Raw genomic sequence first — 20,907 nt, 5'->3', positions numbered from 1 at the left:
TATAAAATGGCGGCAACTGTTGGAAAAAACATTGAACATAAGACGACGTCGGTCCTTAGATGTCTCTCGCGTGTCGTCTCTTTATCATCTCTTTCGGTCCTGTCGTCCTCCGTGAGAACACATTAACACATCCACGGGACGACTCAGGTATATGTGAGTGTATCTAGGTACCCACCACCCGATAACTGACCGAGCTTAAGTGGGCACACGTAGAGTGCACGTGGACACTTGCTAGCAAGACCTTAGGCTTTTTTAGTGCCGCACCGGCCCCAACTTGGGGGGTTGAAAGAAGAACCCATAGATCTCCTGACTGCCGCCATAGCTTCCCTAGAGGAGTCCTCGTGGGTCGTTCTCGGCAAGGGTCGTGACGCCTTTATTCGGTGCTTCTCCAGGACACTGGCGCGGAAGCTCCAGGATATGGGTTACGAAACTCCCGAGGAGCAGCTACGCTTGATCTTCGGAGAGGATGTGGAGATCGAGGAGGAGGGAGATAGGGTGACCGTGCGTATCCCGACGTGCCCGTTCTGCTCCGTACGGGAGCTGCTCGAGGGTGAAGTGAGAGACGTTATGTGCGTGGTGGTGGGTCTCCTGGAGTACGTCTTCGATGGCGATGTTACGGGGTACCGTAGGTTAGGTGATAGTGGATGCAAGATCGTAATCTCCAAAGAATGAAATTCCGGTGTGTGCGCCGAGGAATATCGTTACTAACTTGAACTCCCGCCAACGGTCGTATTGACATCAACCAAATTCTATAGTTCTTGATTCAGGTCGACATCTGGTGAGGTAACCGTTAGCGTTAGGATCCACAGATCAGCCCGCGGACCACCAAGGCCGCTACCGATCCCAAGATCACCGCCGCTACCGGAACCGGTGTCGGGAGCCACCCCCACCCTCGACTCTCGATCCGCTTCTTCACTCCTAAAGCGTTGAGCAGTAGCTTGGCGCCCCGGGTCCACTCTCGTCGTGACATTGGTGCGGTCCGATCGCGATCACCTCTCCCTTACCGTAACGGTCCACGAGGATCGCGTCCCCACGACCCACGATACCTCCAGCGTACCGGGCCACTACCTCGGCCCCTTGGGACCACATCACAGGTCCGTTGATGTACGTAACGTCGAGGTGGTCGGGCAACTCCTCCGTGAGCGAACAGCGCTTCAATTTCAACGTCACCCTGCCGACTCCGAGACCCGCCTCTTCTACCCTAGCTCTGACCAGTCCTCCCTTCACCAGTGTGATCGCGTCCGCGCAGATACCTACGATCTTGCCTCCCGCCCTCGCGAACTCCTTGAGTCCCTCGATGAATCCGGGATGATGTACGACGCGCTCGGAATACGCGCCACCTGGTAAGATCAAGACGTCGTACTTCCCGACGATGGTCCCGTCGACTATGTCCTTCTCATTGACCTCGTCGAATGATACGCCAGCGTCCTTAAGCACCTTCTCGATGGCTTTGAGGCACGTGGGTTCCACGTCATCGACCGCGAACACAGCCACCTTCAAGCAGCTTGCCGGCTGGGAGAGGAGTACCAGCAGTCCGGATGCGACCGCAGCAAGCCTCAAAGGCCCCCCGAGTCGGTCGAAGGACGACGAAGCACTTGTGCGTTTCGAGATGCTGGAACCACCGGGCCTCCATCTGGCTTAGTACCGGAAGTGGACGACCGAAGTACCTATCGGAGGACGGTGCTACCCGCCGAAAACTGGAGGTTGGCACGAAACCGGTGTGGAAGGTCCCCATGAGATACCCAACGTGCGCGTACGGGATGAGGAGACGGGTGAGCGGTGATATCCCCGATGATCGAACCGTCCATTGCCGACACCCGCGGATGGACACCAATCGGTGCTTCTCAACTAGTTCCGGCAGGAACGTTACGATGATTGTAACGATTGTGCCGTGCGGGTGGAGTCATCTTCACCTCTACTACCGGATCTCTCACGAACACATGGCGAGCTCATAGTACTTAAAAGTTTCTGGTATCGTCAAGGCCCAGAAGGCCAGAAAACCTGTATTCACTTGCCGAAAATCAAGTTCGAGCTCCCTGCAGAAAAAGTGGAATCGTTATAGTTTCGATGTTATCTGCGGCGGACCTACCACTTTAGGTGTCGAAACGACCGTAGTCGCGTCGGTACCTCCGGACGACCGTGACGATGAACGGTAACATCGGGATTACCGCACCGTCGCCACCCGTTCGGAATTACACTTTTATGTATGCATAGCACCCCAACCTGGCACTGCGTGCGAAAGAAACACAGACTGACGGACCACGTATGGACACGGTAGCAGAGTGCCCAGATCGGCTTCGCCCGTAACACGGGGTGTGTCGATTGATCGCACACGTCGTGGGAGTCGCGTGCGCGGTGTCCTTGGCCTCCGTCCTACCGATCCTACCTCTTTACGTGGTGGACTCCGGTTACCCCGGCTCGTTCGTCGGCGTCATGAATCTAGTACACAACGTCACGCAACTCCTAGCCAGACCCGTCGGAGGGTCCCTGACGGACGCGTACGGTCCCAGGAGGCTCGCACCGATCGGTGCACTTGGATACGCACTGTCCGACCTCCTGATCCTACTTCCGCATCCGGGGACACTGTTGGTTAGCCGGATTTCGCTGGGTCTCGGTATGGGCGCGCTCTGGCCTCCGCTCCTGTACATCGTTGCGGACAGCGGACGCTCCTTGGGAATCTTTAACACGGTCACCCAGCTCCCGATGATCCTGGCACCTCCTTTAGGTGGTTACCTCTACCGGAGCGTCGGACCCTTGGCCTTCGCCATCCTGGCACTACCGGCACTGTTCGTCGTTCCGATAGCTGTACGTCTTCCCGACGTTCAAGCGTTCCGGGAGAAAGTCCCACTCACGGAGGCGTTGAAGGGGTCACTAGAAGTCGACCGGGAGCTCTTCCGAACCTCGCTACCGGCGTTCGCGACCGCGGCCGTACAGCCCACGATCGAATCGTTCGTCCCACTATTCCTGAAGAAGCTCGGCGCGGACCCGGCACAGATCGGACTGGTACTGGCGGTCCGTAACGCCGTGGCTGTGATCATGCAGACACCTTGCGGGTGGTTGGCCGACAGGTACAGTCCGGTCGTCCTGGCCGCGTCCGGGTGCGTGCTCGCCGCCACCGGAGTGTTGGCGTTGCCTACCGTGAAGAGCGTTCCCGTCGCGGTAACCCTACTGTGCGTTGGAGGGCTCGGGTACTCGCTAGCCCAACCGTCGTCACTCAAACTGGTGGCTATGATCTCGGGAGAAAGACGAGGACTTGGAATGGGATGGTGGGGATCGATCATGTCCCTAGGTAGAATGATAGGCTCACTACCAGGACTGATGGCGGACGTCTCGTTGGATTACGTGTTCTACGTCTCCGGTATAATACCACTGGCGAGCGTCCCTTTGATACTCAGAAGTCCAAAGTAATTCAAACACGCAGGCACAACATTGCCTGGAGTGAATCGATGACCACAAGAGCTAAGCTAGCCGGAGAGAGCCAATGCAGCACGGTTAGTCGCGATCGTACTGCTGAAGTGGTACCAGTTAATACTACTTAGTCGGGGATCTAACACCTCGGAAAGGGAAAAAACTAATAAAAAATAGTACATCGGGGTGTTCGAAGAAAAAGCAATTAAAGAACTACTTGATGACGGGTTCATTTATGGGTGCGGGACACTGGTTATATTCATACTAGTCCACCAGTGACAGCTTGTTGAGGAAGTAAGTAACATAGACAAGACTCATACCTACGAGCATGGAAAAATTTCGACATATGAGGATGTTAGAATTAACGACAGTAACGTTGAAAAAACTATGGAAAAAGTGCCTAAATCTTTTAAGCTTGGTAAGCTCGAGGTTGCAAAAAGTTGCGGATGAAAACGTGAAACTACTGGTTAGAGATACGTTACTTGGCTCGCTTAATAAGTTACAGATTATGAAAATAATGAGTAATAATAAGAATGTAGTTGAATCATTTTGACAGCCTATAGGGATTAAAATAGAGTTATTATACGATTACCTATATGGACAAGCTCACCCTATCCTTGTCAAACAGAATGAGCAATACAAAACTATAGTAATGTTTAGATACTCATGCGGTAAGGTAAGTAATCTTGTAGTTAAAGGTGAAATAGTCCTAGTAGGGTTAAATGTAATAACCGATAAAGTTGATATTACTGTTGATGACGAAAACGAAGATACTATTACAAAAGTTCATTCTAAATTGGATAATCTCAAAAGTAGTATTACAATTAGACTTAAGAGTGATAAATAGACTAGCTTTGTACGATTCATATTAAAGGCAAAAGTGTAAGGTTAAGAAGAGATAATCTTAGATATTCTTATTCCGACACTTAAAGTGAGTATTAGTGGTAAACTAACTAAATTATAACTACATCTAAGATAAGTGTAGATGTGCGATTTGAATCCGTAGGAAGGATAACTAACATCGTAAGTATAGCGCCAATTATCAATAATTAAATTGCTTGAATTAAATATCCTTTTATGCGTCCGTACTTTGTGAGGGGGGAAGAGTTTATATGTTTGATCGTGTTGTAAATTCATGGGGGAGGGAATATGAAAGAAGTAATGGTAATATATGCTGGAAAGCATGGATGTGCTGAGTCAAACTACGTAGACGTACCTGTAAGGTAAAAGGAGATAGTTATTGGATCAAAGTTGGACGTCAAGAGGTGTAAGAGGAAGGGTGTGGCGAAGATTGTGGTAGATGCGGGCAGCTCGACTGGCGCTCATCGCGATTACAAGCGTGCTTATAGACAAATAAAGAATGATATAAGAGTTAAGAAAATTGTTAAAGCAGGATGTTCGTACGTCAGCGAGACTAAAAAGCCAATACATGTAGTATTCGGGTTAGATGGAGCGGTTGGGACTGCAACAGCTAGGATACTTATGGATAAAATCGCGACTATTAACCATTGTATAGTTCCCTCTCTCAAGGAGGATGAGAGTAGACTAGTGCACGACCAATTCAAATGGTTGATAAGCGCTAATAATGCCAGATATTCACTGTTCGTTATGGTGGACAACTGGATGGCTAACGAGAGGGAGCATAATGAGATCGCTTCGAACATCAAGAAATTCATTGACGTAGACTTCACCCAATTGCCTAATCTGTGTATGGAGGGTGACGAGCACAGGGTAATGTACAATGGGTGGATCCCTACCGACGAGATCACTAAGATTCTCCGATCTTATCGATAGTCCCAATTATACGACGCCGATACGGCTAACCCTTCTTTCACTTTAATCCTTTAGAACGCTGCGAACTTTGGAATCGATACGGTGGCTCCTATGCAGGATATCCTAAATCGCAGGCATGAGTGTGATAAGTTATGTTCTAGCCAGTCAACACGTGCCGAGGGTCGATGTTCGTTGTCACCCAACACACTCGAAGTTGTCGACACGGTTCGCTTTGTGGAACGTAATCAAATGTTGGCTGACGGACGAGCCCCGAATTGTACTATTGGATTTATCATGAGATTTATCATGACTTGCTGGGACGTGTGATGACAATGACGGCACTATCCGGCAAAAGGAGGGAATCGAATTGAACGAATTACTCGGACTCCTCCTGATTGTACTTTCCACAATCATCGTAGCAGGATTCGTCGACGACGGCCTAATGTGTCTGACGTCAGGCCACACGGGAGTCGTTGTCCAGTGGAACGTCATTAGGGCATTCTTAACTACACCTGAACTGGATGAGGGAGCAGTGTTCGTGCGGAAGGGTGACAGTTGGAGGGAGACGATGGGAGAAATCGGTGTCCAATCCGGACTTTCTCGATGGTTCACAGGTGTTCGGATCCGGTGGAACGATGGGTACCTCCACGTTCAGTGCCCTAAGTTCGCGGAAGTACTTCTACTAGTACCCAGTGAAGACGGAGTTCCCGTGACCGAGGACTCCACGTTCTTGGAGGGCGGTCCCCTACCCGAAGGTGCGCACGCGCTCCTGGGTGAACGCATTCGGATCCACCGATACAGTGGCCCGTTCGTCCTAGAAATCTCCTTCGAGACAGCTCGGAAGTCCATCGTGAGCGTACGTTGGACCGAGGGAGGGACTTATTACGAATACACCTATTGGGCGGCGCACGATTGGGATCGTAAGGTACACAGGTACAGATGAGGCCTCGCATGGTTCCTCCGTCACACGATGAGTCGCAGCAACTTCTCAACTCCTCCCTCTCCGTACTTTTCGAACTCAGTGAGTTACGATATCTGCGGGAACATCTACGAAGCTTGATTCCACGAAGAAGATTTGCATGAATTCAGACAACACGTGTTAACCCTGGGTCCTTCGGATATGTACCGGGGCTCGGCGATGCTCCCATCGTTGGTGTTCATCATAGGCGGTATGCTGTCGCCCTCCACCGCTACGGTATACGTGCACGTAGTTCCCTACATCGACAGTGATGCGTGGTCCAAAGACCATGTCACCGCACTGAAAGAGTTCCTCTCGTGGTGCGAGGGGCGGGGCATCAAAGTCGCGGTGTTCCACTACAACGTCTGTGAGGATGCGGCGCCGGGTATCACGGATTTGATCCGGGAGTACGCCGGGCGGGGTACAATCAGCCTGGTCGGATTGCACTCAACATCTCACGCCCTAGGAGGTCTCCCACTCAGCCTTCAATACTGGGAACTAGAGTTCAACCTACGGTTCCTCAGGAACCGAGTGGGAAGCAACGTCTCTAAAGTTCTATCGGTCCCTTCGTGGACATTCGACGCCAACACCCTATACGCCTGCCATAAGCTCGGGATACGGGTGATGGTTTGTGGCGTTGATATCACGGCGATCAATCCCGATCACGATCCAACATGGGATCGACTGGATCCTATAGCCAGACACATGCTGGTAGGGTACTTCAACGTTTGTGGATCACGATCCAACATGGGATCGACTGGATCCTATAGCCAGACACATGCTGGTAGGGTACTTCAACGTTTGTGGGGGTAAGATATACTACGTACCCGCCTTGAGCTACGTATCAGACCTGGTGCAAGGGGCGGAAGATCGCGGGACGACGGTTCGAGAGCTCCTCCAGAACGCAGTTAGAAATCTCATCGACGGCGGTGCCATAAGCACGGCCGGCGACGTGCATCTGGTCCTATGGATACTCGTACATCCCTGGGAGCTCGCGGACGCCAACATCCGCAGTGAGTTCGAGAACTTCCTCTCGGAAGTCGGAAGTGGATCATTCAACTTCGAATACCAAGGTATCGCGGTAACGTTCGAACTCAGCGACCCTCGTGAGGTGGTCGACGCTATTCAGAAGGGCACCAACATTGAACTCGTCGCACTTCCGGAGCCCGATTACTCCAGCATCTTGCACGCGACCAGCCACCATCATTGGTGGGAACTCATCGATCTGTACCCGGATAGGTCGGAGATCGTGTGGGAGTGGCTGGACACGGTATCACGGTGGTGGTTTTTAGACCCCGCTCTCTGGGACCTCACCGTGAACAGTGTCATCAATGATTCCATCCTGGAGGATCTATACCGTGCCGTGAAGTGGGTTTGGGACGAAGCACTCCTCGAGGACTATCTGAAGTACAGTGACCCGAGCTCGTCCCGTTGGATCCTCCTCAAAGAGCGGAAATCTCTTGACACCGCTTATCGGGAGATACTAACACTTCACGCCGAGATGGTGGGTCGGCTGAACGAGAAACAACAAGACCTGGAACGTCGGATCGGGTCGTTAGAACGGGAGCTTCAGGGGGCTGAAAAAGAGGAGTCGAAACGCGGACTGCCGGTGCTGCCCTCCCCACTCCGGTTGAGACGTAGTCTGAGACTTAGACGGTTCAGTGAAAGGTATCAGTAACCAGAACTAGCCGAAATTTATTACCCAACGGCACGAGGCCGTACTCAGCTCGGCGTCCCACACCATTACCCAATGAATACCGAATTTAGTCCCTAATCACTAACGAAACGCCTCCAGGTACCGGAAACTTTTCCTAAAGCTTAGTTAGATAGGTCGGCACACTTAGCCACTGCGCCCACCGAGGGACACGTGGATGATAAGAGATAAGTGGGAGTTCTAAGCACCGTCAGAACGCATTACCGGGACGGCGTCAGACTCGCGTCTAGGGTCCTTTACTTTCAGGAACGTAACAAACGTGACATAGGGTGGCGGGGTTGTCAGGGACTGTACGGTTGCGGGCCGTCAGCCCCGTCATATCCCGTACTGGCGAGTCAGTCGTGGTCGATCTCCGGGAAGACCTGCGTCGGTACCTTCGAGCGCTTCTGGGGCGGTGTTTGGGGCGAGAAGAAGTACGCCTGGTGGAGACCGCACTGTTCGGTGGGACGGTAAAGGGTGAAACGATCTTCCCTGCGGTGGAGTTTCGGCTGATCGGGGACGAGCTCCCTAGATACTCGCCCGGCTCGGTGTTCGAGTTGGAGGTAAGGATCGAGAATCGAGAATTACCATGGTCAATTCTGGGTCGTTACTCGGACGATCCCGTGGAATTCGCGTCTGAGTGTCTGGGTTGGGCGCTAGAGCTCCTATCACTGATTGGAGGAGTCGGCGCACAATCGGACCTCTGCGCGGGTTCGCTCTTATGGGAGGGTCGGGAACCACGTCGTCCCGGGGACGTACTCTCGCGAACGGACGCTGCGTTGAGGTGGGTGGAAGCGAGGTTCGGGGACGTGTCGAACCGACCACCGAAGTTCTCGGCGTTCCGGGACGGTTACTTCCTCATCGCGGTCGGTCCCACGGGGGACCTATACGAGGTACTGAGTCGTGTGGAAGACGTTTACAACAGGCTCGCACGGGCCCGGTTCCGACTGATACTCCAGGTGAAGCGGACGCGTGACGGGCTCCATTTCCCAGTTGCCGTGATGTTCGCGCGTCACGCACGGGAACGAGTCGAACTGCAACGGGCCGCGGTAACGTTTTCGGACGTAGGCTGGGAGACACTCCCGAAGTTGCTCGATTTAGCGGCGGAGTCGAGCCGTCGATCGAGACCGATCCGCTTCTAAGGTGTGGGTCCGGCCTGAGCGGCGGGGTCCTCGTTGGAGTACGGGTGCCTGATCGGGGGAGAGTGGGTCGAAGGTGACCGAGAGATCGTAGTGGAGAACCCGTACGACGGTTCGGAAGTAGGCCGCATCCTCGCTCCGGAAGTGGACGTCGAGGCGCTATTGAAGGACGCCAAAGAAGGCCAACGGCGGTGGAGAGATCGACCCACGTACGAAGTACGCGAGGCATTGGCGGAGGCCGCACACCTTCTGAAGAAGTACGAGGACGAGCTGGCGGAGCTGATCTCACTCGAGGGCGGCAAACCGATCCGGGACGCGCGGTACGAGGTCTACCGGACGCGGGAGGTCCTACGACTGAGCGCGGCCGAAGCGGAGCGGTTGTACGGTGAGACGCTACCGGGCGACGCGCAGCGCGGTCGGACGGCCGAGCTGATTCTCACAGTCCGTGAGCCGGTCGGCGTGGTACTGTCGATCACTCCGTACAACTTCCCGCTCCTACTGCCGACACATAAGCTCGGACCGGCCCTCGCCGCCCGGTGTTCAGTGGTACACAAGCCCGCGACCGTGACCCCGCTCTCCTCGCTCAGACTGGCCGAGATTCTGCTCGATGCGGGCGTGGAACCGCTGGCGCTGCAGGTCGTGGTCGGCCCTGGGTCCGAGCTCGGTGAGGAACTCGCTCGGGCGGATTTCGACGCGCTCTCGTTCACGGGGAGCCGGTCGGTTGGAAAGCGCCTGCGTGAGATCTCCTCGATTCCCAGGATCACACTGGAGCTGGGCGGCAACGACCCGGTGATCGTGGACGAGACTGCGGACGTGGAGGTGGCCGCCGAGGCGGCGGTCCGCGGGGCTTGCTACCACGCGGGCCAAGTCTGCATCGCGGTCGAGAGGGCGATAGTGGTGGAAGACGTGTACGAGGAGTTTCTGGAGGCCGCCGTCGAAGTGGCGGAGTCGCTGAAGGTAGGAGACCCGCTCGACGAGGACACGGATGTGGGACCGCTCATCGACGACGGTGCGGTGGAGAAGGTCCGACAACACGTCGAGGACGCCGTGGGGCGGGGAGCGAGGATCCTGACAGGTGGCGAGCCGGAGGGTAGGCTCTTCCCGCCGACAGTGCTGGCCGATGTGCCGGAGGACGCACTCGTGGCCCGGGAGGAAACGTTCGGACCCGTCCTCCCGGTCATCCGGGCGGAGGACTTCGAGGAGGCGATCCGGATCGCGAACTCGACCGACTACGGGTTGCACGCCGCCGTGTTTACGGAACGTCTGGACAGGGCCGTGAAGGCCGCGAGGGAGCTCGAGACGGGTGGTGTGATCGTCAACGAGTCCACCATCTACCGGGCCGACTACATGCCGTTCGGTGGAGTGAAGGCGAGCGGCGTGGGCAGGGAAGGTGTACCGCAGGCGATCCGGAGGTTCACGGAGGAGAAGACCGTGGTGGTCGGTCGGAGGTAGGTAAGAAAGCCGGCCTCACGTCACTGGCGTGCCTCCACCCCAAGGGTTCTCCCCATCCCGGAAGAGGTAAGTCTTTTCCTGGAAAGCTCACAGCTGTCGCGCGGTCGGTCCGGCTCGGTGGAAATTTCACCGTTTCAGAGTGATCGCGCCGCGGCACACAGGGGGGATACTCGCAGCATGATAGACGACGGATTCAGTCCAGAGAGTTTGCGGGAACGTGCGGAGGAGGTCGGCTCGGTGTTCACCGCGGAGGAGCTTCTGGCGACGAATAAGATGGTGATGATGGCCCTCTACTCGCTCGGGGGCGAACGGAGCTGCGCCTCTGTGTTCAGAGCTGGTAGGATGCTCGCAGGCTCCTTCGGTGCTGAAACACTCGAGAACGCCCTCCACATCTTCTGTGAGCTTACCGGAGCGGACTACGACTTGGACCGAGATTACGTGGCCATCGAAAGCTGTCCAGAATGCCTCGGATACGTGAACGCCGAGGGAGCGGTCTGCAACTTCCTACGGGGCTTCATCTCACGGGCGGCGGAACACGAATTGGGTGAAGTAGTGTCCGTAGCGCAAGTGGCGTGCGAGGCGACAGGGGATAGGCGATGCGAGTTCATCCTAGGCGAGCGGGGTGAGGTCGGTGGTTTCTGCACCGAAGTCGACCAGATGACGGCGGAGGACATCGAGATCGTCATGAGCGCCGACGGTCGTGACGCCGTCGAGGTTGCGGCGTTCAAGATAGTCTCTGAGGGTCTCCTGCGGTGCGCCCTCGGCGATGTAGCCCGACCCATGTTCTTCCGTGCGGGTCGGTTGTACGCCCGCGCGTTCATCAACGCGTTAGATCCAGAAGACCCAGACGAGCTCATCGGGTACGTCGAAGGGATAAGCGGATCTTCGTACTCCCTCGAAGGTGACAGGTTCATCGTCGAAAAGTGCCTGGAGTGCGCGGGAATGCCGTTCAAGGGACCGATTTGTCACGCGGTCCGCGGTGCACTCGCCGAGATCCTAGAGCACTGGGAAGTACCATTCAAGGGCCTTGTGGAGGCGAGATGTGCGGCCGAGGAAGGCGAGGTCGTGGGGACTTGCGTGGTCAAGGCGAAAGGAGCCATTTGGAAGGCGAAACGTGTCGTCGATGCCGTGAAGCGTGCGTTCCACTAACGCCCGTACTCCACGTGGATCTCCTCCACGTCGGTTACTATCGTCGTGTATCGCTCACCCGCCAGGCGCTCCGCGACGGCGTCCTTCAACTTCTCGACGCACTCCTCCGGGACCACCGTCACGATCATCACCGCCCGCTCCGACAGGTCGTTTAGCGCTTTGATCGCACTCTCGGGATCCTCACGGATCTCGAAACCGGCCCATCGATCCGGGGCCACACCCCGGTATTCGATCGCGTAGAAACCCGTCACACCGACGTCCGCCATCGCGTTCATGACGCGTCCTACGTTTTCAGGATCCACAAAGAGGCGCACCTCCTTCACTCCGGATACCCCCACCGTGATAGGTTACCGATCGGTTTACAACGTTATGATCTGCGGCGCGGGGTGTTCCCGATGATCCTCACACTCGACCCGCAGGTGGCCGGTGCCTCAGGGGACATGGTCCTGGGGGCTCTGATCGCCGTAGGCGCGGACCCGAACCGTCTCGAGGAGGTCGTGCACGAGGTCTCCTCTCTAGGTCACGAGGTCGACGTGCACGTCCACGAGATCCGGAAGCGCGGAGTCCGCGCCGTCAGGGTGGAGGTCGATGCTGAGGGAGATCTCCGCGATCCGGACGAGCTCCGAGAATCCGTGAAAACGGTCGCCGAGAACGTACTCGAGGATCGCTGGCGCGAGCTTCCTGAACTCGCCCTGAAGTACCTGCTGAGGGCCGAAGAACGCGTTCACGGTGACCTCTACCATCTTCATGAGCTCGGCTCGTCTGACACCGTCGTGGACCTCGTCGGGACGGCCGCGCTCCTCGAGGATCTTAATCCCAAAGCCTCCGAGGTCCTCCCCCCGAACGTGGGTTCCGGAACTGTGGAAGCGGAGCACGGCCGTCTTCCCGTCCCAGCTCCGGCGGTTGTCGAAGTACTGTCCGGATGGGACGTGGGGATAGTCTGGGAGGGGGAGGGGGAGCTCCTCACACCCACGGGCGCCGCTCTACTCAGAACGATCGACGAGCTCCTCCCGGATCCGTCACCTCCTTACATGGTGAAGCGACAGGGGTTCGGGGCCGGTGCCAGGGACTTACCAGACCGTCCGAACGTCCTCCGGGCGCTCATCTGCGAGCCCGGGGGATCCGACGAGCACGTTCGGATCGTCGAAACTTCCGTGGACGACGTCGATGGGGAAGCGGTCGGTGAGCTGATCGAGGCCGTGCTACAGCTCGAAGGTGTGCGTGACGTGGAGATCCTCCACGGGTTCGGGAAGAAAGGGCGTCCGAGGTTCGTGATCCGAGTCGTGACGGAGGATCGGCCAGGGATCGAACGAGAAGTCTTCCGGGAGCTCTTCCGTTGGACGGGTACGTTAGGAGCCCGCGTGTACCGGTGCACGCGCGTCACGGCCGACCGGAGGGTCGTGGACGTCGACGGGATCCGCGTCAAGGTCTCGCGGTTCGAGGACGTGCATCACGCGAAACCCGAGTGGGAGGACGTACGCCGGGAGGTCGATCGGGAATCCGCTCCGCTGACCCGAGCCCGCTTAGTCTGGGGTCTTCGGAAGCGTTATGATGGTAATGACGAGAACGGGGTCGGGGAATGAACCGTGGACCCAGAGATAGCGCTCCAGGGTCTCCGAGGACACAGCACGGTTTACGGCGAAGAAGACAGGATAGTACCGGTGTGGTTCGCTTTCTTCCCGCAGGTACTCACGTTTCTGGGATTGTCCACTATCGTAGTAGCTAAAACGTTCCAAGGATACGCTGTCGGGGCGTTCCTGGCCGTCTTGGGCTTCTTTGAGATGCTCGTCGGGTACCCGATTGCCGTATACATGGTGTACCTCATGATCAAGCGTAGGAACGAGCACTTGATGAGGTCCATGGGGTTCCTACGATACCTCACGGAGCTCCTCGCCGGAGTGGGGTACGACGTCGATATCCTGAGATCAGAACTCGAGGAGATGCGTCTCCGCACCGAGCACCGGAACCCCGTGATCTACGCACTCCTCACCCTAGTCCCGCCCATAGGGTGGCTCGTGGCTCTCTACATCTACCACTTCCTGAACAGAGACTTCCACGAACACTCGGTCCGAGAGCGGGATTTCCTCGAGAGTATCGCACGTCTACTCGACATGAACCCGTACGAGCCACCGTTTGAGCTCGAGACGTTCTACGTTGTACCCCGCCGCAATACCTTCCTGTACTCCGTGCTCACCATACTAACAGCCGGCATTTTCGGCCTCTACTGGTGGTACACCGTCGTTCAGGATCCCAACCGTCATTTCCGAACCCACCGCCGTCTCGAGCGCGACCTGATCGAGAGCATCGAGCTAGCGTTATCAGACTAACCCAACTCGTTCTAGCAGTTCACACGCCTTGCAGATATCTCCAGCTGCCGGCTCGCCACATCGCTCGCAACGTCCGAGTCTATCCTCCAGAAACTCCTCAGCCAATACCGGACCAGCCCTGTCCAACGCCCGCACCAACCCGAACTTCACGTCCGGTATTCTCTCTTCCATCTCGTCGAGTATTTCCCTGAAAAACGATCGCACCGAGGAGTGCGCGTACGGGCACGGGTCGGCGTGGAACGGTAGACCGAGTTCCTCCGCCACCCATCGCACCTCACGCTCCAGCACTCTTCGCAGCGGCTTCACCCGAGGCACGATCAGGCCGTCCTCCGGCCTCACCTCCGGGTGTAACCGCGCCAGCTGCGCCAGGTCGGCCTTCACGAAGTTCATCAGGGCTGCCTGCGCCTCGTCGTCCAGGTTGTGACCTGTCACCACGACATCCGCCCCTAATTCCCGAGCCCGCCTGTTCAGCAATCGTCGCCGCAGGACGCCACACAACGTGCACGCGGGTACGTCCACATCTTCCACGACCTCCTCCAGCGCGAACCCGTACTCCTCCTCGAACGAGACAACCTCGTGCTCCACCTCGAGCTCGTCTGCGACCCGCTCCGCCGCCCATATACACGCTTCCCGGAACTCCGGGATTCCCTCATCCACCGTTAACGCGATCACCTCGATGTCCGGTAACGGTTCCACGTACTCAGTCACGAGCCGCAGGGCTAGGGAACTGTCCTTACCACCAGAAAGGGCCACTACGATCCGCTGTCCCGGTCGGAACCACCTCCACCGTCTGATCTCGCGGAACACCCTATCCCGAACCAGTCCAACCAAACACCGACCGCAGACCGCGTCACCCGCGTACGGACGCTTGTACTCGGCGCTCCGCTCGCCGCAACGCGTACAACGCACCGAACCCTCCCCCTCCCCCGCCGTTACGACGGACGAAACGATGGGCGGAATCGGTTAAACTCTATCTACGCGAGTATACGTATCCGCCGGCGATGGGGAAGGGTTGTAACGTCGACCCACTAGGGGATGACAGGACTGGGCAGGGCCGAGCTTCCCTCGATCCTACAACATTGACGGTAACCTACCCCATCATGAAGGTTTGATGGAATAGTAAGCAGATGTTACACTCCGTCGAGAAAACGTTCGACCACACAATCACACACTTTATCCTGCTATTTTCCAACCCATTACAAATAGCCAACAGACATTCCGCGGGATTTATATATGGAACATCCCACAGCAACATTACGAGGATAGGTGGCTCCGCGTCGGAATCTGGAGTTATGGGGGGGCCACCCACTTGTCAGAAGATGAGAGACTAATAAAGGTCAAAGAAGCGTTAAAAAGCGGTAAGTTATCATTAACTGATGCTGTCTTAGCGACTATATGTGTGGCATGTATGGAATTTAATATGGGAATGACATGTGATGAAATCGTAAAAGTTCTCCGTGAGTTAGGTTACGATAACGTGACCAAACACAAGATCTATTCCTTAGCAAGTAGACTCAAAAAAGAAGGATTAATAGAGTCGAACCGGGTCTCTGGACGTGCCATCTATACTATCAAAGACGAGGATGAAGCCATTGAGAGGGTGTTAGGGAAGACGAAGTCAGTTGAGGCGGAGAATTTACTGAAAGCCTTAGAAGAAGTTTAATACTGGAGATTTCGGTCTAATGCAAACTATCTTACGATGGTTCGCATTGCACCGTATGAGGGGGGTATTAAGGAAGCCAGGTTTAGCGGACGGACGTGTCGCAAGGGACCGCTCACGAGCGTCGACGGCCCTGACGGTGTCGGGAGCACACCAGCTCTATCGGAACTCTATCGGTAAAGGTTTTCTAGATCCCCCTTCCCACGATCCGGCCCGAGCCTCCGGTAGCCGGATCACAGCAGACGATCGTAACACACGAGCAAGTCCTCGGGCCTCTCGGGTTCGACGAGCCGCAACTTGGGTGGCGGTGAGGTTCCTCGCTCCAAACGTCGATAGTGGGGGTCTCGAAGTACGTCGATCCAGGGCCGGAGAAGCCTCTCGATCTCGTGTCCTGGGAGGTCGTGTTCAGTGTAGCTGTATGCCATCTCGACGAGATCCACGCACTTCTCGTATCCGAGAAGCGTTACGGTATCGGCTAACGTCCAAAGACGGTTAACGAGTCGATGGTGGGCGACGAGACGGGCGAAATCCTGCACCTTCGTGAGGACGCGGTCAGAGGCTAGCCCGGCAAGCTGACGAGCCCAGCGGACACGGGCGTCGGGAGTGTAAGCCGGAGTTGGATATCTGGACCCGAGGGCGCGTACCGCCCGCTTGTGAGCATCGGCGACTTCTCTGTGAAGATGTTCCCTGAGAACATCGGCGACGAGGCGTCCGATTTCTTCGTGAACCTGTCTCGTTTCCCAATGGTGTGCTAGGTGGATCGTGGTAAGGAGTGGCCTAACGTACTCGTGCACGCTCTCGAGCATACGGAAGTCGACGCGTCCGAGTTCCGGAACACCGGTGATCAACTGAGTCCTGGCGAGTAGATCGAGGTAACTGTCGCGTGGGAGGATGGGTGGCTCGTTGCCGGTGACGTGCTTCGGAGTCCCCTGCAAGTCACTCGGCCGCGCGTACCGGGATGAGACGCAGTCGGGTCCGGGGTGACCCGGCGGGGTCGTGTAGAGTACACTATGTTCGTTCACCCCGTGCTCGTCGATCAAGAGTGCATGACCACGGGCGTTCAGAGTGAAGGCAGCTGCCTGAATCGGATCGTACAGGATCGCAAAAGCCTCGAAAAGTTCGTAGGGATCAGGTGGTCCGTGGCGGGCGTGATCCAGTGCTACGAGGAAGGAGCGAAACGGAAGGGAGGCGGTGACGGTGTAGCGATTGTCGCACGCGTATCCTGTTAGTACGACCGGTTGATCAGGGTCCACGTGAACGGCGGCGTCCGGGTGTACTTGGAGAGTTATCCCTTCGACCCGGATGACTTCTCGTAGCGGCGGCTCGATGAGGGCCACGAACGGGACGACGGATCTTCCCTCTTCGTCGGTGAGCTCGGGACCCTCACGGAGTCGTCCCGGTTCACTGGGTGGGTCCAGAACGTACAGCGCGCCTGGGAACGTGGGCACGGTAGTAGCCTCTTCTACGAGCACCAAACACAACGAGCCGGTGAGCCGACGGACCGGAGCCCCCGGCGACCACATGCCCGAACCCCAGGACCGTGTCACAGTGCGACCCATCTCGCGTCTCCTCGAGGCACATTGGTGCCGTCGAGTTCCGAGACGCACCGCGCTTCGGAGGGGGATTTTTCGTGAAGTGGAAGGAGCCATGGTGTTACTCATGCGATAGGCATCGTCGACGCGCCGATAGAACTATCGGGATCACCGGCAGTCTCTCCTTACCCTCTTCCACGAGCTCCTCTATGGTGGTTTTCTCCACGCCTTCCTCGCTCTCCCGCGTGTACGACACTTTCTCCTCCCTCGAGGTGTCCGACGAGTTCACCGGGACCTTGACTGGGACTATATCGATCCCGAGTCGATCGTGGTCGAGAGAGGTCACGTACACCGCCTCCACTTCCGTCTCCGTGAAGAGTTCTTCGAGCCGCTCGTTCACCTCGGGCGTCACCATCAGGTCGTACTCGATCACGTACGCACCCGAGCCTAAGTGTGCGAGGGCGCGCAGGTAATCACGGAATACGTCGTCCGGGACGAAATTACCTTCGTCGTCGGTGATCACGTCCTCAACGACGACCTTGAACCCGTAACGTTCCTTGAGCTCGGCGAGTTCAAGGTCGAAGATCGCGCCCCCGGCGTTCACGTAGACTTCGAGGCCGAGGTGTAGTGCCACCTGAACGAGTTCTTCGAGTGCATCGTAAGTTAGCTCACGCAGTTTCTCCGCGTCCTCACCGGTCTCACGACAGAACCACTTAACGTACCAGTCCAGAGTCCACGGATCCACAATGTCGATGAACACCCCTTCATAACCTAGATGTCGCAGTTCTTCGAGCTTAGTGCAGAGGGCGTCGAGCCAAGTACGCTCCCAGAACCGAACCGCACGGTCACCTTCCCAGTACGGGTCCCACGGACCGAGAAGCCCCTTTTCCTCCGCGAGATGGTACAAGTCCGTCTGGTGCTCACCGACCATGGCGAGCGACAAGTACGCGACGGGCTTCACGCCATGCTCTCGAAGGACACGGAGCTCATCCTCGGTCCAAGGTCTATCCTCGGGACCGCAGTAAGGATCGACGACAAGCGTGCGCGGGTGTCGCTCCAGGATCTCCCGAAAATTCACCTCCTGCCAGTACGTGGCGAAGGGTTGATCGTGGTCCTGGATCGTCCAAGCGATAGTAGCCAGGAGTACGGTACCGAGCACTTCGGAGACCCCTATACACGCCGCTCCCACGGAAGGTTAAACCCTTCGATGATCCGGCGGTCCTGGACTCCACGATGTGACTCTCTCACGGCGTGACGGTACTTTCCGGAGGTTAATCCCATCACCCTAGATTAGGAACCCGTAAGGTGACGGAAAAGTTCCCGAGTTTAGCTCCGAGTCGGTCTCCGACCCTCTCCTGAACCGGGTCCCGGGAACCGAGATCGCATCCAAAGTCTTTCAATCGGTTTCAACAATCTTAAGTCCGAGTTGTCCCGAGACTTCAATGCTATAACCGATAATCAGCGATTGGAAGCCGGTACTCCCACTCTTCCGATTCCATCTCCGGCGATCGAGTTCAGCCTCGGGAGGCGGGGCTTTCGAAGCTTTGTAAGCTGAACGTGCTACCATAGGTCTACGGGGGATCGTGTTGGATCGGAACGACCCGTTCCAACCGGAAGAATCCGCATTGGAGAAGCTACACGTGGCGATGCCGAAGCCATGCGAGGCCCTTGGGGACTTCGAGATTTTCCGACGGGTAGTGCTCTCGACGCTCGGGTCCCGTGAGGGTCTCGCAAGACTGCTGAATGGTGGTGGGATCGAGGAGACACATCCTGTCCGGTTTCTCCTAAAGGTATTGGATACCCCGAGTACGATGGCGGAAACCGCAAAGCGGCTGATACACTATGCGATAAGCGACGTATCTAGGCTCTGGGAGGTACTGAGGAGCACCGTCGATCCTGCGGAAATAGTCTTCCTACATTTACTTCAGCTACGGCGGTTCTTCGCGCGGAAGACCCCGAAATACCTGGAGGACCCGGGTCTGAAGGGCGTGCTGGAACCACTATCGGTAGAAGTCGCGCTCATGGCGTGCGCGGGAGGACTCTTGGAACGTGAAGATCTGAAGGAAGCATCCGAGTACGTGGCCGACGGAGTGGGTGTGGACGAGCGTGTTTTAGAGCTCCTTCCGGAGTTGGGGGTACGGTACGAGAGCTTGGTCCCGAGGTTTGCATCACCGGCTCGGGTTTGGGCTATCTTCGCACTGCTATGTCACACATGCGTGAACCGTGCCATCCCACCGGAGGAACTGGTGGAACCGCTGAAAAAGCTCAAATCAGGGCCGATAGATGAAATAGAGTACTCGGTGCGGGAAGTACTTCACGAAGTGGTAGGCGGGTTGAGGGTCGACGACGAGGAGGTTCTGCGATGGGTGAGCTCGATTCTAGTGGACAGCGTGGAACATGCGTTGGAGCTCGCGAACACCCTTTCCCGATGGGAGGAGCTGGCGGTGAAGATGCTAGGAGCGGGTGCCGTGATCCGTTTGGACGAAGTAGAGATACAACCGAGCGAGTACGACCCACTCTGGGAACCGGGTCCACAGGAGGACGTACACGAGTCGGTCGTGGAGCGTGTTCGTGAGTTCATGGAGGAGGAAGCGAGCGAAGCGGTCAAGCGGTTGTACGATTTGGATACTGTGGAAGCGGTTGAGTTAGTGGGTGACGACGCACTTGACGACCTCCTCAACGACTCTATCGAGGAGCTCAGGAAGAGGAGGATGAAGTGAACCACGCTCCACTTAGAGGACTGCAAACGAGGATCCCGGATCACCGAGGGAAGGTCTTAACCGATATCGCGCCATGAGGGTGGGAGTACGGCCGCGTACCTTACACCACGCGACGCAGCGTCGATATAGGCGCGGTAGCGTTGGATGTAATGGAAGCCACTCAGTGTGCCTCCGTACCATCCTAAGTGGGGCTATTGGTGGTTTATGTCATATAGTCCTGCCCCGGCCGCTATGGGGACCGCGGGCTCCCGGTACGGTGGTAATGAACCTGACCGCGTTCGGAGCCGCCACGTGGGAGCTCATCTCCGGCCGCTGGGAACGTCTGAGTGAAGACCTAGTAGGTCCGGAGCACGGTTTACAGGTGCTCTCCGAGGTCACCATTCCCACGACCGTATACGGTGCATCCGATTTCGACGACCGTGTGAGAGACTACCCTCGAGACGTAGCCTCATCTCGGACGCTGCTTCAGTGGCACGGAAGTTGTGGAAGGACTCGGAAGATCTAGGTTTCTGGTGGGGATATCGTGTCCCTGGCTAGCCGCCGATCTATTCAAGGACGATGGGACACTCGCGGAGTTCTGGGAACTCGTCGCCTTGAGATCGGCCATGCAGACGCTCTCAGTGGGTTTGATCGCCGAGTTCAGGGAGCGCGTCGACGACCGGGAGATTACCCTAACGTTCCGGGGCCCTGAAAGCTTTCCGAGCCTAACCACCGTTCGGTGTGCGCGAGTACTGCTATGGGATAGCCAACCATCCCGAACTCGCATATGAGACCATGTATATGAGCACTGTAGTGTGAAGCCCGAAAGATTTTCGACGGATTATCTCATCTCACAGGTTATAAGGGGGCCAAATCTCGTTCCACCGGTCCGTGAGGCGCTTGTGGGGTGGGTCCGAAGTGGTAAGGCTCAGATCCAACCCGCCTTCTGGGAGCTCGTCCGAGAGCTCGGGTTACAAGAAGTGGTCCAATTTACTGAACCTACTCGAGAGGTCGCTCGGTTCAAGGTAATTCTCCACGGATGAAGAACGTCCCAGACGCTGAAGGGATGAGGAGGCGCCTGCCTCCAGAGGCTGACTTCACCAGTCGAGGGATCGTA

20 protein-coding genes are annotated in these 20,907 nt (G+C 56.6%); 15 read left to right on the top strand and 5 right to left on the bottom strand.

What is annotated here, in order from left to right; genetic code table 11:
• Positions 1 to 282: 282 nt before the first annotated feature.
• A complete protein-coding gene (locus BW919_RS06560) occupies positions 283 to 672 on the top strand; it encodes a hypothetical protein (RefSeq protein WP_088336218.1) in 390 nt (129 codons plus the stop codon).
• 246 nt (positions 673 to 918) lie between these two features.
• Here the strand turns inward: BW919_RS06560 and BW919_RS06555 are convergent, their stop codons facing one another.
• Positions 919 to 1,560, bottom strand: a complete 642-nt coding sequence (locus BW919_RS06555) for a DJ-1/PfpI family protein (protein WP_157666135.1) — start codon at positions 1,558 to 1,560, stop codon at positions 919 to 921.
• Positions 1,561 to 2,322: 762 nt separating this feature from the next.
• On the opposite strand from BW919_RS06555, the gene BW919_RS06550 reads away from it, so the two are divergent.
• From BW919_RS06550 to BW919_RS06515, 8 genes are all read left to right on the top strand, one after another.
• Positions 2,323 to 3,408: an MFS transporter gene (locus tag BW919_RS06550; RefSeq protein ID WP_157666134.1), complete on the top strand. Its 1,086-nt coding sequence runs from the start codon at positions 2,323 to 2,325 to the stop codon at positions 3,406 to 3,408.
• 1,623 nt (positions 3,409 to 5,031) lie between these two features.
• A complete protein-coding gene (locus BW919_RS07950; protein ID WP_157666133.1) occupies positions 5,032 to 5,202 on the top strand; it encodes a hypothetical protein in 171 nt (56 codons plus the stop codon).
• 346 nt (positions 5,203 to 5,548) lie between these two features.
• Entirely contained in the window at positions 5,549 to 6,124 is a 576-nt protein-coding gene (locus tag BW919_RS06540) for a hypothetical protein (RefSeq protein ID WP_088336214.1), read from the top strand.
• 195 nt (positions 6,125 to 6,319) lie between these two features.
• The gene (locus tag BW919_RS06535) at positions 6,320 to 6,952 is read left to right on the top strand and encodes a hypothetical protein (RefSeq protein ID WP_088336213.1); all 633 of its coding nucleotides are present in this window, start codon (positions 6,320 to 6,322) and stop codon (positions 6,950 to 6,952) included.
• On the top strand, positions 6,870 to 7,817 hold the full coding sequence (locus BW919_RS06530) for a hypothetical protein (RefSeq protein WP_157666132.1): 948 nt from the start codon (positions 6,870 to 6,872) through the stop codon (positions 7,815 to 7,817). Before BW919_RS06535 ends, BW919_RS06530 begins: the two co-directional genes overlap by 83 nt.
• 314 nt (positions 7,818 to 8,131) lie before the next feature.
• Positions 8,132 to 8,974, top strand: a complete 843-nt coding sequence (locus BW919_RS06525) for a hypothetical protein (RefSeq protein ID WP_157666131.1) — start codon at positions 8,132 to 8,134, stop codon at positions 8,972 to 8,974.
• Positions 8,975 to 9,007: 33 nt separating this feature from the next.
• Positions 9,008 to 10,423: an aldehyde dehydrogenase family protein gene (locus BW919_RS06520; protein ID WP_088336210.1), complete on the top strand. Its 1,416-nt coding sequence runs from the start codon at positions 9,008 to 9,010 to the stop codon at positions 10,421 to 10,423.
• Between the two features lie 177 nt (positions 10,424 to 10,600).
• Positions 10,601 to 11,572, top strand: a complete 972-nt coding sequence (locus BW919_RS06515; protein ID WP_088336209.1) for a V4R domain-containing protein — start codon at positions 10,601 to 10,603, stop codon at positions 11,570 to 11,572.
• On the opposite strand, the gene BW919_RS06510 is transcribed toward BW919_RS06515, so the two are convergent.
• Positions 11,569 to 11,895, bottom strand: a complete 327-nt coding sequence (locus tag BW919_RS06510) for an MJ1244 family protein (RefSeq protein ID WP_088336208.1) — start codon at positions 11,893 to 11,895, stop codon at positions 11,569 to 11,571. The two genes, BW919_RS06515 and BW919_RS06510, sit on opposite strands and share 4 nt — an antisense overlap.
• 72 nt (positions 11,896 to 11,967) lie before the next feature.
• Between BW919_RS06510 and larC the strand changes: the two genes are divergently transcribed.
• Both larC and BW919_RS06500 read left to right on the top strand, forming a co-directional pair.
• Positions 11,968 to 13,155: a nickel pincer cofactor biosynthesis protein LarC gene (gene larC / locus BW919_RS06505; RefSeq protein ID WP_088336207.1), complete on the top strand. Its 1,188-nt coding sequence runs from the start codon at positions 11,968 to 11,970 to the stop codon at positions 13,153 to 13,155.
• Between the two features lie 3 nt (positions 13,156 to 13,158).
• Entirely contained in the window at positions 13,159 to 13,899 is a 741-nt protein-coding gene (locus BW919_RS06500) for a DUF4234 domain-containing protein (RefSeq protein WP_088336206.1), read from the top strand.
• Here the strand turns inward: BW919_RS06500 and BW919_RS06495 are convergent.
• The gene (locus BW919_RS06495) at positions 13,891 to 14,808 is read right to left on the bottom strand and encodes a TIGR00269 family protein (RefSeq protein WP_157666130.1); all 918 of its coding nucleotides are present in this window, start codon (positions 14,806 to 14,808) and stop codon (positions 13,891 to 13,893) included. The genes BW919_RS06500 and BW919_RS06495 overlap by 9 nt on opposite strands.
• 400 nt (positions 14,809 to 15,208) lie before the next feature.
• Here BW919_RS06495 and BW919_RS06490 point away from each other — a divergent pair, with 400 nt between their 5' ends.
• The gene (locus BW919_RS06490) at positions 15,209 to 15,562 is read left to right on the top strand and encodes a hypothetical protein (protein ID WP_088336204.1); all 354 of its coding nucleotides are present in this window, start codon (positions 15,209 to 15,211) and stop codon (positions 15,560 to 15,562) included.
• 230 nt (positions 15,563 to 15,792) lie between these two features.
• On the opposite strand, the gene BW919_RS06485 is transcribed toward BW919_RS06490, so the two are convergent.
• Both BW919_RS06485 and BW919_RS06480 read right to left on the bottom strand, forming a co-directional pair.
• Positions 15,793 to 17,082, bottom strand: coding sequence for a hypothetical protein (locus BW919_RS06485; protein ID WP_088336203.1), 1,290 nt, complete (start codon positions 17,080 to 17,082; stop codon positions 15,793 to 15,795).
• A 130-nt stretch (positions 17,083 to 17,212) separates the two neighbouring features.
• The gene (locus BW919_RS06480; protein WP_232452871.1) at positions 17,213 to 18,280 is read right to left on the bottom strand and encodes an endo alpha-1,4 polygalactosaminidase; all 1,068 of its coding nucleotides are present in this window, start codon (positions 18,278 to 18,280) and stop codon (positions 17,213 to 17,215) included.
• A gap of 397 nt (positions 18,281 to 18,677) precedes the next feature.
• Here BW919_RS06480 and BW919_RS06475 point away from each other — a divergent pair, with 397 nt between their 5' ends.
• The 3 genes from BW919_RS06475 to BW919_RS07945 all read left to right on the top strand — a co-directional run bounded on the left by BW919_RS06475 (position 18,678) and on the right by BW919_RS07945 (position 20,581).
• Entirely contained in the window at positions 18,678 to 19,811 is a 1,134-nt protein-coding gene (locus BW919_RS06475) for a hypothetical protein (protein WP_088336201.1), read from the top strand.
• A gap of 262 nt (positions 19,812 to 20,073) precedes the next feature.
• On the top strand, positions 20,074 to 20,316 hold the full coding sequence (locus BW919_RS08000) for a hypothetical protein (RefSeq protein ID WP_198324592.1): 243 nt from the start codon (positions 20,074 to 20,076) through the stop codon (positions 20,314 to 20,316).
• Positions 20,294 to 20,581 (top strand): hypothetical protein, encoded by a 288-nt coding sequence (locus BW919_RS07945; RefSeq protein WP_157666129.1) that lies wholly within the window; start codon positions 20,294 to 20,296, stop codon positions 20,579 to 20,581. Before BW919_RS08000 ends, BW919_RS07945 begins: the two co-directional genes overlap by 23 nt.
• The last annotated feature ends 326 nt before the right edge of the window (positions 20,582 to 20,907 follow it).

The organism is Methanopyrus sp. KOL6 (assembly GCF_002201915.1).
Taxonomy (GTDB): domain Archaea; phylum JAADCQ01; class Methanopyri; order Methanopyrales; family Methanopyraceae; genus Methanopyrus.
This window is presented reverse-complemented; position numbering and strand designations above follow the sequence as displayed.

Bases quoted from the DNA above. Each gene is read 5' to 3' on its own strand.
- BW919_RS07950 (WP_157666133.1), top strand. From the start codon at position 5,032: ATGGCTAACGAGAGGGAGCATAATGAGATCGCTTCGAACATCAAGAAA.
- BW919_RS06535 (WP_088336213.1), top strand. From the start codon at position 6,320: ATGCTCCCATCGTTGGTGTTCATCATAGGCGGTATGCTGTCGCCCTCC.
- BW919_RS06515 (WP_088336209.1), top strand. From the start codon at position 10,601: ATGATAGACGACGGATTCAGTCCAGAGAGTTTGCGGGAACGTGCGGAG.
- larC (WP_088336207.1), top strand. From the start codon at position 11,968: ATGATCCTCACACTCGACCCGCAGGTGGCCGGTGCCTCAGGGGACATG.
- BW919_RS06485 (WP_088336203.1), bottom strand. From the start codon at position 17,082: ATGTGGTCGCCGGGGGCTCCGGTCCGTCGGCTCACCGGCTCGTTGTGT.
- BW919_RS08000 (WP_198324592.1), top strand. From the start codon at position 20,074: ATGAACCTGACCGCGTTCGGAGCCGCCACGTGGGAGCTCATCTCCGGC.